General features: G+C 65.0%; 11 protein-coding genes. 6 read left to right on the top strand and 5 right to left on the bottom strand.

Translation table 11 applies throughout. The features are described from left to right. Window positions 1-99: 99 nt before the first annotated feature. Window positions 100-1398, top strand: a complete 1299-nt coding sequence (argA, locus tag DM872_RS20930; RefSeq protein WP_179061258.1) for an amino-acid N-acetyltransferase — start codon at window positions 100-102, stop codon at window positions 1396-1398. Window positions 1399-1559: 161 nt separating this feature from the next. Here argA and gshA read toward each other — a convergent pair whose 3' ends face one another. From gshA to DM872_RS20915, 3 genes are all read right to left on the bottom strand, one after another. Further along, entirely contained in the window at window positions 1560-3146 is a 1587-nt protein-coding gene (gene gshA / locus DM872_RS20925) for a glutamate--cysteine ligase (RefSeq protein ID WP_179061257.1), read from the bottom strand. 150 nt (window positions 3147-3296) lie between these two features. Next, window positions 3297-3680, bottom strand: coding sequence for a PaaI family thioesterase (locus DM872_RS20920; protein ID WP_179061256.1), 384 nt, complete (start codon window positions 3678-3680; stop codon window positions 3297-3299). 2 nt (window positions 3681-3682) lie between these two features. Then, window positions 3683-5998 carry a Tex family protein gene (locus DM872_RS20915; RefSeq protein ID WP_179061255.1) on the bottom strand — a complete coding sequence of 772 codons (2316 nt, stop codon included), beginning with the start codon at window positions 5996-5998 and terminating at the stop codon, window positions 3683-3685. A 220-nt stretch (window positions 5999-6218) separates the two neighbouring features. On the opposite strand from DM872_RS20915, the gene ompR reads away from it, so the two are divergent. The 3 genes from ompR to DM872_RS20900 all read left to right on the top strand — a co-directional run bounded on the left by ompR (window position 6219) and on the right by DM872_RS20900 (window position 12391). Beyond that, entirely contained in the window at window positions 6219-6950 is a 732-nt protein-coding gene (gene ompR / locus DM872_RS20910) for an osmolarity response regulator transcription factor OmpR (RefSeq protein WP_077525640.1), read from the top strand. A 43-nt stretch (window positions 6951-6993) separates the two neighbouring features. Further along, window positions 6994-8307, top strand: a complete 1314-nt coding sequence (locus tag DM872_RS20905) for an ATP-binding protein (protein WP_179061574.1) — start codon at window positions 6994-6996, stop codon at window positions 8305-8307. 298 nt (window positions 8308-8605) lie between these two features. Next, window positions 8606-12391 (top strand): bifunctional diguanylate cyclase/phosphodiesterase, encoded by a 3786-nt coding sequence (locus DM872_RS20900; RefSeq protein ID WP_179061254.1) that lies wholly within the window; start codon window positions 8606-8608, stop codon window positions 12389-12391. A 128-nt stretch (window positions 12392-12519) separates the two neighbouring features. Here the strand turns inward: DM872_RS20900 and rimK are convergent, their stop codons facing one another. Both rimK and rimB read right to left on the bottom strand, forming a co-directional pair. After that, window positions 12520-13425, bottom strand: coding sequence for a 30S ribosomal protein S6--L-glutamate ligase (gene rimK, locus DM872_RS20895; RefSeq protein ID WP_120654039.1), 906 nt, complete (start codon window positions 13423-13425; stop codon window positions 12520-12522). Further along, the gene (gene rimB, locus DM872_RS20890; protein ID WP_179061253.1) at window positions 13422-13886 is read right to left on the bottom strand and encodes a retropepsin-like aspartic endopeptidase RimB; all 465 of its coding nucleotides are present in this window, start codon (window positions 13884-13886) and stop codon (window positions 13422-13424) included. Before rimB ends, rimK begins: the two co-directional genes overlap by 4 nt. 120 nt (window positions 13887-14006) lie before the next feature. Here rimB and DM872_RS20885 point away from each other — a divergent pair, with 120 nt between their 5' ends. Together DM872_RS20885 and hslO are read left to right on the top strand one after the other, a co-directional pair. Continuing rightward, on the top strand, window positions 14007-14408 hold the full coding sequence (locus tag DM872_RS20885) for an RNA-binding S4 domain-containing protein (RefSeq protein ID WP_077525645.1): 402 nt from the start codon (window positions 14007-14009) through the stop codon (window positions 14406-14408). Between the two features lie 155 nt (window positions 14409-14563). Next, a complete protein-coding gene (gene hslO, locus DM872_RS20880; protein ID WP_179061252.1) occupies window positions 14564-15451 on the top strand; it encodes an Hsp33 family molecular chaperone HslO in 888 nt (295 codons plus the stop codon). Window positions 15452-15455 lie beyond the last annotated feature (4 nt).

The raw sequence follows: 15455 nt of genomic DNA, 5'->3' as shown, positions 1-15455 counted from the left end.
TTCCGTTGATGCTCATGCGACGACGATAACGCGCCGACTCACTGCTCGCCGGCCGAGCACGCCTTCGTCTATTCGCCACCTGTTCAGGCTCACGGAACCATGCCCGATTACGTCAACTGGCTGCGCCACGCTACTCCCTACATCAACGCCCACCGGGACTGCACCTTCGTGGTGATGCTGCCCGGCGAGGGTGTCGCCCATCCGAATTTCGGCAATATCGTCCACGACCTGGTGCTGCTGCACAGCATGGGCGTGCGCCTGGTGCTGGTGCACGGCTCGCGGCCGCAAATCGAAACGCGCCTGGCCACGCGTGGCCTGACCCCGCACTTCCACCGCGACCTGCGGATCACCGACGGCCCGACGCTGGAATGCGTGATCGATGCTGTGGGGCAGCTACGCATTGCTATCGAAGCGCGCCTGTCCATGGATATTGCCGCTTCGCCCATGCAGGGCTCGCGGCTGCGGGTAAGCACCGGCAATTTCGTCACGGCGCGTCCCATCGGCGTCGTCGACGGCGTCGACTACCACCACACCGGTGAAGTGCGCCGGGTCGACCGCAAGGGCATCGGCCGCCTGCTGGACGAGCGCACCATCGTGCTGCTGTCGCCGCTCGGCTATTCGCCCACTGGGGAAATCTTCAACCTCGCCTGCGAAGATGTGGCGACCCGCGTGGCCATCGACCTGGGCGCGGACAAACTGATCCTGTTCGGTGCCGAGCGCGGCCTGATCGACGAGTCTGGCAAGCTGGTGCGCGAGCTGCGCCCGCAACAGGTGCCGCCGCACCTGATCCGGCTGGGCAACAACTACCAGGCCGAACTGCTGGACGCCGCGGCCCAGGCTTGCCGCGCCGGGGTCAAGCGCAGCCACATGGTCAGCTATACCGAAGACGGCTCGCTGCTGACCGAACTGTTCACCCGTGACGGCGGCGGCACTCTGGTGGACCAGGAGCAGTTCGAATCCCTGCGCGAAGCCACCATCGACGACGTCGGCGGCCTGATCGACCTGATCACCCCGCTGGAAGACCAGGGCATCCTGGTGCGCCGTTCACGCGAGGTGCTGGAGCGGGAAATCGAGCAGTTCACCATTGTCGAACGCGACGGCCTGATCATCGCCTGCGCGGCGCTCTATCCCATCGCCGATTCCGATACCGGTGAGCTGGCCTGCCTGGCGGTGAATCCGGAGTATCGCCATGGCGGACGTGGCGACGAGTTGCTGGAGCGCATCGAGGAGCGTGCTCGCGCTATTGGTCTGAAGACTCTCTTCGTCCTCACCACCCGCACCGCCCACTGGTTCCGCGAACGCGGCTTCCAGCCCAGCGGCGTCGAGCACCTGCCGGCCGCGCGTGCCTCGCTGTACAACTACCAGCGCAATTCGCAGATATTCGAGAAGACGCTCTGATTTCACCCGAGCGCCTTGCCCCCCACGGGGCAAGAACTTCTTTTCTGTGGGAGCGAATTCATTCGCGAAGCAGGTCGTAGACCTGCACTTGGAAGTTGCAGGGGGCAGCAGAGCTGCCCTTAGCGAATGAATTCGCCCCCACAAGGGTTTCCCCTGCGCGATCAGTTACTGATCAACCCCAGGATGCTCGCCTGGTAGGCGGCGACGAAGGTGTCGAAATCCACTTCCGGTTCGGCTTCCAGGCGCGCCTGTTCATCCAGGGATTGGCGAGCCAGGGCCTCGAAGCGTGCCTGGTCCTCGACGCTCAGGGGTTGGCTGCGGAAGTAGTCGGCGTGCTGGCGGCTGTGGCGCAGGGCGAACTGGCTGAAGCTTTCACCATTGCCGCGAAGTTCCGCCAGTACCTGGGCCGAAGGGGTCAGCTCGGGATCGGCGACCTTGGCGCGTTGTGCGGCCAGGGCTTCGGCGTGTTCCTCGATGCCTAGCGCGCGGTCCAGCACTTCGGCGGTACGCGCGATGCGGTCGAGCAGATCGCCGGCCCACTCGGTGAGGCCGACGGCATGGCCGTGGCGTTGCAGGGTCAGACCCGGACGGCGTCCTTCCTTGACCACACGCTGGAAGTTGTCAGTGGCGCTGCGGCATTCCTCGCCGGCCATCGGCGGGCTGTCCTGCAGGGCGCAGAACAGCAGGAAGGCATCGAGGAAGCGGGCTTCGGTGAGGTCGATGCCCAGCGGCAGGAACGGGTTGATGTCGAGGCAGCGCACTTCCACGTACTGCACGCCACGGGCCATCAGCGCCTGGATCGGGCGCTCGCCGGTGTAGGTGACGCGCTTGGGACGGATCGACGAGTAGTACTCGTTTTCGATCTGGATCACGTTGGTGTTCAGCTGCACCCATTCGCCGTCCTGCTTGGTGCCGATCTCGGCATAGGGCGGGTAGGGCGTGGAGACCGCCTGGCGCAGGCTCGACAGGTAGCTGTCCAGGTTGTTGTAGCAAGGTGTGAGGCCGGCCTGGGCGTTGTTCTGGTAGCCCAGGTCACTCATGCGCAGGCTGGTGGCGTACGGCAGGAAGAGCGTGTCCGCGTCGAGGCTGTCGAGATCGTGCGGGCGGCCGCGCAGGAAGCTCTTATCCAGCGCAGGGGCGGCGCCGAACAGGTACATCAGCAGCCAGCTGTAGCGGCGGAAGTTGCGGATCATCGCGATGTAGCGCGCAGACTGGTATTCGCGGTCGCTCTGCGGATCGCCTTCGGCCTGCTTGAGCAGCGGCCAGAGCGCCTCCGGCAGGGAATAGTTGTAGTGGATGCCGGCAATGCACTGCATGGTCTTGCCGTATCGCACGGCCAGGCCCTTGCGATAGACGTACTTCAGGCGGCCAATGGGCGAGGTGCCGTAGCGGGCGATCGGGATGTCTTCTTCCGACGGCAGCCGGCAAGGCATGGACGGGCTCCAGAGCAGCTCATCGCCGAGCTTGTCCACGGTGAAGCGATGGACTTTCTCCAGGTCCGCCAGGGTCTGCGCCGGATCGGCCTCGGCCGGAGTGATGAACTCCAGCAGCGACTCGGAATAGTCCGTGGTGATCTGCGCATGGGTCAGGGCCGAGCCCAGTGCAGGGGAGTGCGGCGTCAGCGCCAGTTGGCCATTGCCATCGACCCGCAGGCACTCGCGCTCGATGCCATGCAGGCAACGGGTGAGCAGGGGCAGGTTGGCGCGCTCGCCGAGCAAGGCCAGGCGGCGGGAAAGAAGATCGCTCAATTTGGAATCCTTCACGCGTCGGTCGCCCCAATATGGGGGTGGACCAAGCTGTCTACAAGAGGCGGACTTTGCTGCCGGCCGAAATACTTTTCCAGCCGGCAGGTCGCGTTGTCGCTTCGTCCAGAATAGAGCTTTGCAACTGCCCCGCTGTTACAGCTGAGCGAAGGTGCCTTGTCCCTTGGCGACCAGTTTGTCGCCTTGCAGTACATCGGCCTCCACCACCAGCGTGCGCTTGCCGGCGTGCAGAACCCGCGCTTTGCAGATCACCTCGCCTTCCGCCACCGGCCGCAGGTAGTTGATCTTGCATTCCAGCGTGGCGCTGCGCCGATCGAAACCATGGGTGCTGGTGCAGGCCAGCCCCATGGTGATGTCCAGCAGCGAGAAAATCGCCCCGCCATGCATGACCTGGCCACGGTTGCGCAGGTGCTCGTCCATGGACAGGCGCGCCTCGGCGATGCCGTCGCCGAGGCTCAGCGGCTCGATACCCAGCAGCTTGCTGTAGGCGCTGGTGGTTTGCTGGTCGGTGAAGTCCATCGTCACTTCTTCTTGATCTGCTTGGCGTTGGCGAACAGCGATGCCATGGCGCCGCTCGCCGGCGGAGCGCTATTGCGCGGCGCGCTCTGCTGCTGGCGCGGCTGGCCGCCCTGGCGACCGCCGCCGCGTGGGCCTTCGATCTTCTCGCCGGGCGTGTCGCTCATGCGCATGGACAGGCCCACGCGGTTACGCGGGATGTCCACTTCCATCACCTTCACGCGGACGATGTCACCGGCCTTGACCACTTCGTACGGGTCCTTGACGAACTTCTCCGACAGCGCGGAGATGTGCACCAGACCGTCCTGGTGGACGCCGATGTCGACGAAGGCGCCGAAGTTGGTGACGTTGGTCACCACGCCTTCAAGCGTCATGCCGGGCTTGAGGTCCTTGAGGCTTTCCACGCCTTCCTGGAACTCGGCGGTCTTGAACTCGGGGCGCGGGTCGCGGCCCGGCTTGTCCAGTTCCTTGATGATGTCGGTGACGGTGGGCAGGCCGAAGGTCTCGTCGGTGAACTTGGCCGGGTCCAGGCGCTTGAGGAAGCCCGAGTCGCCGAGCAGCGAGCGGATGTCGCGGCCGGTTCCTTCGGCGATGCGCTGCACCAGCGGGTAGGTTTCCGGGTGCACGGCGGAGGCGTCCAGCGGGTTGTCGCCATTCATCACGCGGAGGAAGCCGGCGGCCTGCTCGAACGTCTTCTCGCCCAGGCGGCTGACCTTCTTCAGCTCGTCGCGGGTCTTGAACGCGCCGTTGGCATCGCGGTAGGTGACGATGTTCTGCGCCAGGGTGGCGTTGAGGCCGGAGATGCGTGCCAGCAGGGCGGCGGACGCGGTATTCACGTCCACGCCCACGGCGTTCACGCAGTCTTCCACCACGGCGTCCAGGCTACGCGCCAGCTGAAGCTGAGACACGTCGTGCTGATACTGGCCGACGCCGATGGATTTCGGGTCGATCTTCACCAGTTCGGCCAGCGGGTCCTGCAGGCGGCGGGCGATGGACACGGCGCCACGCAGGGAGACGTCCAGGTCCGGGAACTCCTTCGCCGCCAGCTCGGACGCGGAGTACACCGATGCGCCGGCCTCGCTGACCATGATCTTGGTCATCTTCAGGGCCGGGTATTTCTTGATCAGCTCGATGGCCAGCTTGTCCGTCTCGCGGCTGGCGGTGCCGTTACCGATGGCGATCAGGTCGACGCTGTGCTTGGCGCAGAGCTTGCCGAGGATGGCCAGGGTCTCGTCCCACTTGTTGTGCGGCACGTGGGGGTAGACGGTGGCGGTATCCAGCACCTTGCCGGTGGCATCGACCACGGCCACTTTGCAACCGGTACGCAGGCCCGGATCCAGGCCCAGGGTGGCGCGCGGGCCGGCTGGGGCGGCCAGCAGCAGGTCATGCAGGTTGCGGGCGAAGACGTTGATGGCTTCGCTTTCGGCGGCTTCGCGCAGCTCACCCAGCAGGTCGGTTTCCAGGTGGGTGTAGAGCTTGACCTTCCAGGTCCAGCGCACCACTTCGGACAGCCACTTGTCGCCGGCGCGGCCCTGGTTGGAGATGCCGAAGCGCTCACCGATCATCAGCTCGCAGGGATGCAGGGTGCCGGGCAGCTCTTCGCCGACCTTCAGGGCGATGCTCAGGACGCCTTCATTGCGGCCACGGAAGATCGCCAGGGCACGGTGCGACGGCACGCCCTTGAGGTTTTCGTCGTGCTCGAAGTAGTCGCTGAACTTGGCGCCTTCCTGTTCCTTGCCGGCGACCAGGCGGGCGCTGAGGGTGGCGCCGTCCTTGAGGAAACCTCGCAGGTTGGCCAGCAGCGTGGCGTCTTCGGCGAAGCGCTCCATGAGGATGTACTTGGCGCCTTCGAGCACGGCCTTGATGTCGGCAAAGCCCTTTTCAGCGTCGATGAAGCGCTCGGCTTCGGCTTCCGGAGCCAGGGACGGGTCATTGAACAGTGCATCGGCCAGCTCGCCGAGGCCGGCTTCCAGGGCGATCTGGCCCTTGGTGCGGCGCTTCTGCTTATAGGGCAGGTAAAGGTCTTCGAGGCGGGTCTTGGTGTCGGCGAGCTTGATCTCGCGCTCCAGTTCGGGGGTCAGCTTGCCCTGTTCGGTGATGCTGGCAAGGATCGCGGTGCGGCGGTCTTCCATCTCGCGCAGGTAGCGCAGGCGTTCTTCCAGGTTACGCAGCTGGGTGTCGTCGAGGCTGCCGGTGACTTCTTTCCGGTAACGGGCGATGAAAGGCACGGTCGAACCTTCGTCCAGCAGTTCCACTGCGGCGGCGACCTGTTGCGGGCGCACGCCCAGTTCTTCGGCGATGCGGTTGTTGATGCTGTCCATTGAAAACACCTGCATGGGCGGCAGCCCGGGCCGGGCCGCTGAGGCTGCCGCAGAATGACAGACCGGCGAGCCAGGGCTCGCCGGTGATGAAAGGCGCCGCATTATAAACACCGAGTTTCGAAGGGTAGGAAACCGTTCGGGGAAAAATCTGCTAACAATGGGCAGGCCGCCGCGAGCCGCTGGCAAGCGATAATGTGCGGCTTGTCGAACAGGAGAAAACATGAGCAGCAACCCGACCGCTGAAGGCGAAAAGATCCTCATAGTCGATGACGACGCCCGTTTGCGGCGCCTCCTCGAACGTTTCTTCGACGAACAGGGCTTTCGCGTGCGCGCCGTGGAGAACGTCGAGCAGATGGATCGCCTGCTGGCTCGCGAACTCTTCAATCTGGTGGTGCTCGACCTGATGCTGCCTGGCGAGGATGGCCTGTCGGCCTGCCGCCGGCTGCGCGCGTCGAACAACCAGGTGCCGATCATCATGCTCACCGCCAAGGGCGACGAGACCAGCCGCATCCAGGGCCTGGAACTGGGCGCCGACGACTACCTGGCCAAGCCGTTCAACCCTCGCGAGCTGCTGGCGCGGATCAAGGCCGTGCTGCGTCGCCAGTCCCCGCAGGTGCCGGGTGCCCCGGCCAGCGAGGACGAAAGTGTCAGCTTCGGCGAGTACGAGCTGTCCCTGGCGACCCGCGAGCTGAAGAAGGGCGACGACGTGCAGATGCTCACCACCGGTGAGTTCGCCGTACTCAAGGCGCTGGTCCAGCATGCCCGCGAGCCGCTGACCCGCGACAAACTGATGAACCTGGCCCGTGGCCGCGAGTGGGACGCCCTGGAGCGCTCCATCGACGTGCAGATCTCCCGTCTGCGCCGGCTGATCGAACCGGACCCTTCCAAGCCTCGCTATATCCAGACCGTCTGGGGCGTCGGCTACGTGTTCGTGCCCGATGGCAACAAGTGAACGCGCGGCGGGGGTTCCCGCCGCCGGGCAACCCAGGGTGGTGATGCGCACCCCCTACTGGTTCCCGCAGAGCTTCTTCTCCCGCACCCTGTGGCTGGTGCTCATCGTCGTCCTGTTTTCCAAGGCGCTGACCCTGGTCTACCTGATGATGAACGAGGACGTGCTGGTGGACCGCCAGTACAGCCACGGTGCGGCGCTGACCCTGCGTGCCTACTGGGCAGCGAGTGAAGAAGAGCGTCACGACCTGGCCAAGGCAGCCGGCCTCAAGCGGGTGACCCGCGACGCCGTGCCGGCCAGCGAGCAGCACTGGCCCTACAGCGAAATCTTCCAGCGCCAGATGCAGGCCGAGCTCGGTCCCGGTACCGAAGTGCGCCTGCGTGCGCAAAGCCCGCCGGCTCTCTGGGTCCATGCGCCCGAGCTGGGACCGGACTGGGTGCGTATCCCGCTTTATCCACACCCCCTGCGCGGCCAGCGAATCTGGAGCGTGCTCGGCTGGTTCCTCGGTATCGGCCTGCTGTCCACTGCGGCCGCCTGGATCTTCGTGCGCCAGCTCAATGCCCCGCTCAAGCGCCTCGTCTTCGCCGCCCGTCAGGTCGGCCAGGGCCGCAGTGTGCGCCTGCCGGTGAGCGATACGCCGAGCGAGATGGCCGAGGTGTACCGCGCCTTCAACCAGATGGCCGAGGACGTCGAACGCGGCGCCCGCGAGCGCGAACTGATGCTGGCCGGTGTCTCACACGATCTGCGCACACCGCTGACGCGGCTGCGCTTGTCGCTGGAGCTGATGAGCAACGACTCCGAGCTGACCGACGACATGGTTCGCGACATCGAAGACATGGATGCCATCCTCGATCAATTCCTCGCCTTCATCCGCGACGGCCGTGACGAGCGCGTGGAAGAGCTGGACCTCGGCGAACTGGTCTGCGAGGTGGTGGCGCCCTACAACCAGCAGGAAGAACAGGTGCGCCTGTGCCTGGAGCCGTTGCCGCCATTCCCGCTGCGGCGGGTGTCGATGAAGCGGCTGTTGGTGAACCTGATCGAGAATGCGCTGCGATATGGCGGCAACGGTGTCGAAGTTGCAGCTTTTGTGGCGGGCGACAATGCCGCGCCCTACGTCGTGCTCAGCGTGCTGGATCGCGGCCAGGGCATCGATCCGGCGGAACTGCAGGACATCTTCAACCCCTTCATCCGTGGCGACCGCGCCCGTGGCGGCAAGGGCACCGGCCTGGGCCTGGCCATCGTCAAGCGCATCGCCGCGCAGCATGGCGGCAGCGTTGAGCTGCGCAATCGCTCCGGTGGTGGTCTGGAAGCACGCGTCTGCCTGCCCATAGGGCTGATGCTCCCCCGCGACGCGGTGTAGGTTCCGACGAAAAGGGGCCTGCGCTTCGGTCATGCGTCGTTGGAAATCGGCTCGGCCTGCTCATTGACAGTCGTCAACTCCGCGGCCTCGCCGATTTCCGCCTAGCCTGACCTTTGCTCGGCTCCTTTTCGTGCGGAACGGGATTCCGCAAGCGCGCTGTTGGGCGCTTCTTTTCTTGAAATCCCTTCGGTCCCGGATTCCGGCCTGCTATCGGCGGTGATGCCACGCGGCCATATTTTAGGCGTACGCTTCTGCGGCGCTGGGCTATCTTCAGCTTGCGCACCGACATGAGGTCAGTATGCAAGCCGCTCCTTTCCGACTTCCCCAATGGACCTGGTGGTTGCCGCTGCCGCTGCTGCATCTGGCTACCTGGGCGTCCTTGCTGACTCAAGCGTCCAGCGGACTCGCCGTGTGGTACCTGCCCTTCGCGCTCGGCCTGGTGTTCTGTCTCTGGTGGGGCGCGCGGGTATTGCCCGCCATTTATTTCAATGCGCTGCTCAGCGTGCCGCTGTGGGACCTGAACCTTTACTGGGCGCCGCTCTACGCCATCCCGGAAACCCTCAGCGTGGCTGCCGGCTGGTGGGCGCTCAGACGCTCCGGCTGTCACGCCGACCTGCGTGATTTTCCCGAACTGCTGCGCTTCATGCTCTACGGTGTGCTGCTGCCGGTCAGCCTGCTGGTCTACGGCGAGCAGGTGGCCCTGATGCTGAGCGGCAATCCTGTCCGCGACAGTTGGGGCAACTCCGCCTTGCTGGTCTGGCCCGGCGCGTGCCTGACGACCCTTGCCGTGAGCCTGCCGCTGCTGACCTACCTGACGCCGCTGTTCAGCCGCCATGGCTGGGTGCCCGAGCCGGTGGAAGCGCTGCCCGAAACCTTGCACCGTCTGCCGCCCTGGCCGCTGTTGCTGGCGCTGGCACTGCTCATCCCCTGGCTGGTCACCGTGGTGCCGCTGATCCTCACCTTGCCGCCCATCGGCATGATGATGCTCGGCCTGGCGCTGGTCTGGGGCTTCCCTGGCGCGCTCTGTGGGGCTGGTCTCACCGCCTTGACCGTGCTCGCCCTGCCAGCGCTGCGCAAGCTGGATGGTGGATCGGCCCTGGCTGACCCGCAGTGGGGTGTCGAGCTGTACTTCAGTGTGTTGCTGCTGATGATGTCGGCGCTGCTGGTGGGTCGCAGCCTCAGCGACCTGCGCCTGGCCCTCGGTCGCCGCGACGAGATGCAGAAGGAACTGGCCCTGACCAACCTGGCGCTGCAGGCCAGCCCCCTGGGCGTCACCATCGTCGATGCGCGTCAGTCCGAACAACCGCTGATCTATTGCAACCCCGCCTTCGAGCAGATGAGCGGCTATTCGCGGGAAGAGGCGCTGGGCAACCATTGGCGTTTCCTGCTCCACCATGATCGCAACCAGTCCGAACTGCCGCGCCTCCAGGACGCGCTGCAACGCGGCGAGCAGTGCCAGCTGGTGCTGCGCAACTATCGCAAGGACGGCAGCCTGTTCTGGAACGAGATCACCGTGGCGCCCATGCGGGATGCGCAGGGCATCAGTCATTTCGTCGCCCTGCAGCATGACGTCAGCAGCCGCGAGATGCTTTCCGAGGAACTCGACACCCGCCGCGACGAGCTGCTGCGCCAGACCCATCTGCTGAACCAGACCGAGGCCATCGCCGATATCGGCAGCTGGGTGCTGGACATCACCACCCTGAAGATGGCCTGGAGCGAGGGCAGCTTCCGCATCTACGAGATGGACCCCGCTGCCGGTGCCCCCAGCCTCGGCCAGATGCTCAGTTTCTTCGATCCGGCCAGTCGCGCCCTGCTGGAAGACACTCTGGAGCAGTGCCTGCGCAGCGCCGAGCCCTTCGACGTGGAGTTGCGCATCCAGGGCGCGCGCGGCACACCGCGCTGGCTGCGGATCAAGGGACTGGCCGAACACGATGGCGACCAGGTGATCCGTATCTACGGCGCCATGCTCGACCTGACCACCCAGAAACGCTCGGAGCGCCTGCAACACGAGCGCGACAAGCACCTGCACCTGTTCTTCGAGGCGCCGCTGATCGGCATGGCCCTGTGCACGCCGGACCAGCGCTGGGAAGAGGTCAACTACAAGCTCTGCAGCATCCTCGGCCGCTCCCGCGAACAGCTGCGTGGCGTCGACTGGATGAGCATGACGGTGGCCGAGGACCGGGCCGCGGAAGAGGCCCTGCTGGACGAAGTACGCAAAGGGGAGCGCGACGGCTACGAGTTGGACAAGCGCTTCATGAGAGGCTCTGGCGGTACCGTGCACACGCGGGTCAACGTCCGCGGGGTGCGCGATCTGGATGGCCAGCTCTATGCCCTGCTGGCGCTGGTGGAAGACATCAGCGCCCGCCACGAGGCCGAGGCGCGCTACCGGACCCTGGTGGAGCACGCCCCGGAAGCCATCCTGGTGTTCGATCCGCAGCTCGGCATCGTGGAAGCCAACGAGAATGCCGCGCGCCTGTTCGGGCTGTCCCGCGAGCAGTTGAACGGCCACATGCCCACCAGCTTCAGTCCACCGTTGCAGGCTGATGGACGTTCCTCGCGGGAGCTTGGAAATGCTTACACCCGCGCGGCACTCAAGGGCGACACGCCGACCTTCGACTGGTTGATGCGCGATGTGAACGGTCGCGTGCGTCCCTGTGAGGTGCGCCTGGTGCGCCTGCCGGGTGAAGGCCGGCCGCTGATTCGCCTGAGCATCACCGACATTTCCGAACGACAGCGCTATCAGCGCGAAATCGAACGCCTGGCCTACAGCGACGAACTCACCGGTCTGCCCAATCGCCGATTGCTGCTCGACCGCCTGCAACACGCCATGGCCCGCGAACAACGCGAAGCCCGCTACGGCGCGCTGTTGTTCATCGACCTGGACCACTTCAAGACGGTCAACGACAGCCTCGGTCACCCGGTGGGCGACGCCTTGCTAAGAGAAGTCACCGCACGCCTGGCGGGTTGCCTGCGCAATGAAGACACCCTCGCGCGCCTCGGGGGCGACGAGTTCGTGGTGCTGCTGGAAGCCCTGGCCGATAGCCCGGAACAGGCCGGCAAACTGGCTGCGGAAGTGGGCGACAAGTTGCTGCAGAGCCTGCACGGCAGCTACATCATCGGCGAGCACGAACTGGTGGTCAGCGCCAGCATCGGCATCGCCCTGCACCCCTTCCTCGAACAGATCGCCGCGGATGTCCTCAAGCAGGCGGACACCGCCATGTACCGGGCCAAGCAGTCCGGGCGCAACGCGCTGCATTTCTTCGCTCCGGAAATGCAGGCGGCCATCGACCAGCGCCTGCAACTGCAAAGCGAACTGCGCCAGGCCATCGACCGCGGTCAACTGAGCCTGGAGTTCCAGCCGCAACTGGCCCTGTCCGATGGCCGTGTGCTGGGCGCCGAGGCCTTGATGCGCTGGCACCATCCCACACGGGGTGAGGTGCCGCCGGCGCAGTTCATCCCGTTGGCGGAAGAGACCGGCCTGATCATCGAACTGTCGGACTGGATGCTGGAGCGCGCCTGTTCGTGCCTGGCCAGTTGGCAAGCGGAGATGCCGTGGCTGGTGCTGGCCATCAACGTCAGCCCCCGCGAGTTGCGCAAACCCGGCTTCGTCGAACGCATCCATAGCGCGCTCAAGCGCCATGGCGTGTCGGGTTCGCGGCTGGAGCTGGAAATCACCGAAGGCAGCCTGCTGGAAGAAGTCGAGCAATGCATTTCCGCGATGCAGGCCCTCAAGGCCCTGGGCGTGCGCTTCGCCATCGACGATTTCGGCACGGGCTATTCGTCCCTGGCCTACCTCAAGCGGCTGCCCCTCGACCGGCTGAAGATCGATCGCAGCTTCGTCGATGGTCTGGCGACTGATGCGAGCGACCTGGCTCTGGTGGAGACCATCCTGGCCATCGGCCGCAACCTCGGGCTGGAATGCATCGCCGAAGGCATCGAAGGAGAAGAGCAGCTGGCCATGCTGCGCCAGCGCGGCTGCGAACTCGGCCAGGGCTATCACTTCAGTCGCCCGCTGGACGAGGAAGGATTCCGCCGCTGGATGCGCGACCGGGAAGGGCGGCAAATGATGGAAAGCAGTTTATAGGACGCACGAGTCTGCCCATGTGGGGGCGAATTCATTCGCGAAGCGGACCGCAGGTCCGCCTGGCTGGCTTGCATGGGGCCAGCTCCGCTGGCCATTGCGATTGAAATCGCCCCCACAGAGTGGAGCGCTTACCCCTTGCCCTTGGTCCGCGTCGAGTTGGGGCAAGCGTTTTTCTCGAGGTACTGGATGATGATCCCGGCCACGTCCTGCTCGGTGGTGGTCTCGATGCCTTCCAGGCCGGGCGAGGAATTCACTTCCATCACCAGTGGCCCGTGATTGGAACGCAGGATATCCACCCCCGCGACCGACAGGCCCATGACCTTGGCGGCGCGGATCGCCGTCATGCGCTCTTCCGGAGTGATCTTGATCAGGCTGGCGCTGCCGCCGCGATGCAGGTTGGAGCGGAATTCACCGGGCTTGGCCTGGCGCTTCATCGAGGCGATCACCTTGTCGCCTACCACGAAGCAACGGATGTCGGCGCCGCCAGCTTCGCGGATGTACTCCTGGACCATGATGTTCTGCTTCAGGCCCATGAAGGCTTCGATCACCGATTCGGCGGCCTTCTCCGTTTCGCACAGCACCACGCCTATGCCCTGGGTGCCTTCCAGCACCTTGATCACCAGCGGGGCGCCGTTGACCATGCGGATCAGGTCGGGGATGTCGTCGGGGGAGTGGGCGAAACCGGTCACCGGCAGGCCGATGCCCTTGCGTGACAGCAGTTGCAGCGAACGCAGCTTGTCCCGCGAGCGGGTGATGGCCACCGACTCATTGAGGGGGAAAACCCCCATCATCTCGAACTGGCGCAGCACGGCGCAGCCATAGAAGGTGACCGAGGCGCCGATGCGCGGGATCACCGCGTCGAAGCCTTCCAGCGGCTGGCCGCGATAGTGGATCTGCGGCTTGTGGCTGGCGATGTTCATATAGGCGCGCAGGGTGTCTATCACCACCATTTCATGGCCGCGCTGCTGGCCGGCCTCGACGAGGCGGCGAGTCGAATACAGGCGCGGATTGCGCGATAACACGGCGATTTTCATTGGGCACCCGGAAGGGAAAGAGTCGGTTTTTCCTGAACGTAGGTGAGCGCCGGGTTGACCACCAGTTGCGCCTGCACCAGGGCTTTGGAGCCCAGCAGTACGCGGTAACGCATGGTCTTGCGGCAGGCCAGAGTGAACTCGATGGGCCAGATCCGGTCACCCAGCGCGAGCAGGGTGCGAATGACATAACGGGTCTGCGCCTGGCCGTTGGAGCTTTTTATGGTCTTCACCGAAACCACCTGCGCCTCGCAACGATGTCGCCGCTGCACCAGGGTGCCGAGGTGCGCGGTGAACCTGACCCACTTCTCGCCTTTCTTTTGGAAGGGGACGATGTCACTGGCGTGCAGGGTAGAGGTGCTGGCTCCGGTATCGATCTTCGCGCGCAGGCCAACCATGCCAAGTTCCGGCAGGGCGATCCACTCGCGGAGTCCGATCACGGAGAGATGGTCGAAAGTCTTCAATACAGGCTTTCCGGTAAAGTTGGCGCATTCTAGTGGGCCGATGTGACAACTGCATCTGGCCCTGGCTGAGCTTAGACCGGGCTGGCGAATGGGGCAGCCCGGGCAGGATGGAAACGAGTCATGCGTGATAAAGACGAAAAAGACGACAAGGTGCGCCTCGACAAATGGCTCTGGGCGGCGCGCTTCTACAAGACCCGTGCCCTGGCCAAGGAAGCCATCGAGGGTGGCAAGGTCCACCATCAGGGCGATCGCTGCAAGCCGTCGAAGGAGCCGCGTGTCGGCGACGAGTATGTGATCCGCACCGGTTTCGATGAGCGCACCGTCATTGTCCGTGCGCTTTCCGCGGTGCGTCGCGGCGCCCCGGAAGCTCAGACCCTCTACGAGGAAACGGCCGAGAGCCTGGCCAAACGGGAAGAGGCTGCCGCCATGCGCAAGGCGGGTGCCCTGGGTATCCAGACCGATGGCCGGCCGACCAAGAAGCAGCGCCGGCAGATTCATTTCCTGCGGGGTGGCAGCGAGTAATAAAGGCCGGCGAATACGGGCTTCCAAGCGCGCGCTGAGCATCGATAGAAAACACCCGAGCCGGCGATAGATAACCGGCCCTTGGTCCGTTGACGGATTTGCGCATAAAATCGCCAGCCTTTCGGCCAAATTGGCCCAAATGCAGCGAGTCCGGCATGTCCGATTTCACCCAACGTTTTCTGTTCGACGACACCGACGTGCGCGGCGAACTGGTCTCTCTCGGCGAGAGCTACGCCCACGTCCTGGCCAAACATCCCTACCCGGAGCCGGTCGCCCAGCTGCTCGGCGAAATGCTCGCGGCCGCTTCCCTGCTTGTCGGCACCCTGAAGTTCGATGGCATGCTGGTGCTGCAGGCACGTTCCTCCGGCGCGGTTCCGCTACTGATGGTCGAATGCTCCAGCGACCGCGAAGTGCGTGGCATCGCCCGTTATCACGCGAGCCAGGTCAGCCCGTCCGCCGGCTTGGCCGAGCTGATGCCCGAAGGGTCGTTGACCCTGACCGTTGACCCGAAGCAGGGCCAGCGCTACCAAGGCATCGTCGCCCTCGAGGGCGCCACCCTGGCCGAATGCCTTTCCAGCTATTTCGACACCTCCCAGCAGTTGCCCACCCGCTTCTGGCTCAACGCCGACGGTCGCAATGCCCGTGGCATGTTGCTCCAGGCCCTGCCGGCCGATCGCCTGAAGGACCCCGAGGCCCGCGAGGCCAACTGGCAGCACCTGACCACGCTGGCCGACACCCTGACCGCCGAAGAACTGTTGGGGCTGGACAACGAAACCGTGCTGCACCGGCTCTACCATGAAGAAACGGTGCGCTTGTTTGATCCCCAGGCCATCCACTTCCGCTGCAGCTGCTCGCGTCAGCGTTCGGCCAACGCGCTGGTGAGCCTGGGCAAGGACGACGCCGAAGCCCTGCTGCAGGAAAGCGGCGGCACCGTGGTGATCGACTGCCAGTTCTGCAACCAGCGCTACAGCTTCGACGCGGCGGATATCGCCCAGCTGTTCGCCGGTGGCGGCAGCGCCGCGCCGTCGGAAACGCGCCACTGAAAAG

The organism is Pseudomonas taiwanensis (assembly GCF_013393345.1).
GTDB classification, from domain to species: Bacteria; Pseudomonadota; Gammaproteobacteria; order Pseudomonadales; family Pseudomonadaceae; genus Metapseudomonas; species Metapseudomonas resinovorans_C.
The sequence above is the reverse complement of the archived record's forward strand: the minus strand, read 5'-3'. Positions and strand labels throughout refer to the sequence as shown.

What these genes read in the sequence shown, in the direction of transcription:
- DM872_RS20905 (WP_179061574.1), top strand. Translation starts at nt 6,994, where the DNA reads ATGCGCACCCCCTACTGGTTCCCGCAGAGCTTCTTCTCCCGCACCCTG.
- DM872_RS20915 (WP_179061255.1), bottom strand. Translation starts at nt 5,998, where the DNA reads ATGGACAGCATCAACAACCGCATCGCCGAAGAACTGGGCGTGCGCCCG.
- DM872_RS20920 (WP_179061256.1), bottom strand. Translation starts at nt 3,680, where the DNA reads ATGGACTTCACCGACCAGCAAACCACCAGCGCCTACAGCAAGCTGCTG.
- DM872_RS20900 (WP_179061254.1), top strand. Translation starts at nt 8,606, where the DNA reads ATGCAAGCCGCTCCTTTCCGACTTCCCCAATGGACCTGGTGGTTGCCG.
- hslO (WP_179061252.1), top strand. Translation starts at nt 14,564, where the DNA reads ATGTCCGATTTCACCCAACGTTTTCTGTTCGACGACACCGACGTGCGC.
- argA (WP_179061258.1), top strand. Translation starts at nt 100, where the DNA reads ATGCCCGATTACGTCAACTGGCTGCGCCACGCTACTCCCTACATCAAC.
- rimK (WP_120654039.1), bottom strand. Translation starts at nt 13,425, where the DNA reads ATGAAAATCGCCGTGTTATCGCGCAATCCGCGCCTGTATTCGACTCGC.
- ompR (WP_077525640.1), top strand. Translation starts at nt 6,219, where the DNA reads ATGAGCAGCAACCCGACCGCTGAAGGCGAAAAGATCCTCATAGTCGAT.
- DM872_RS20885 (WP_077525645.1), top strand. Translation starts at nt 14,007, where the DNA reads ATGCGTGATAAAGACGAAAAAGACGACAAGGTGCGCCTCGACAAATGG.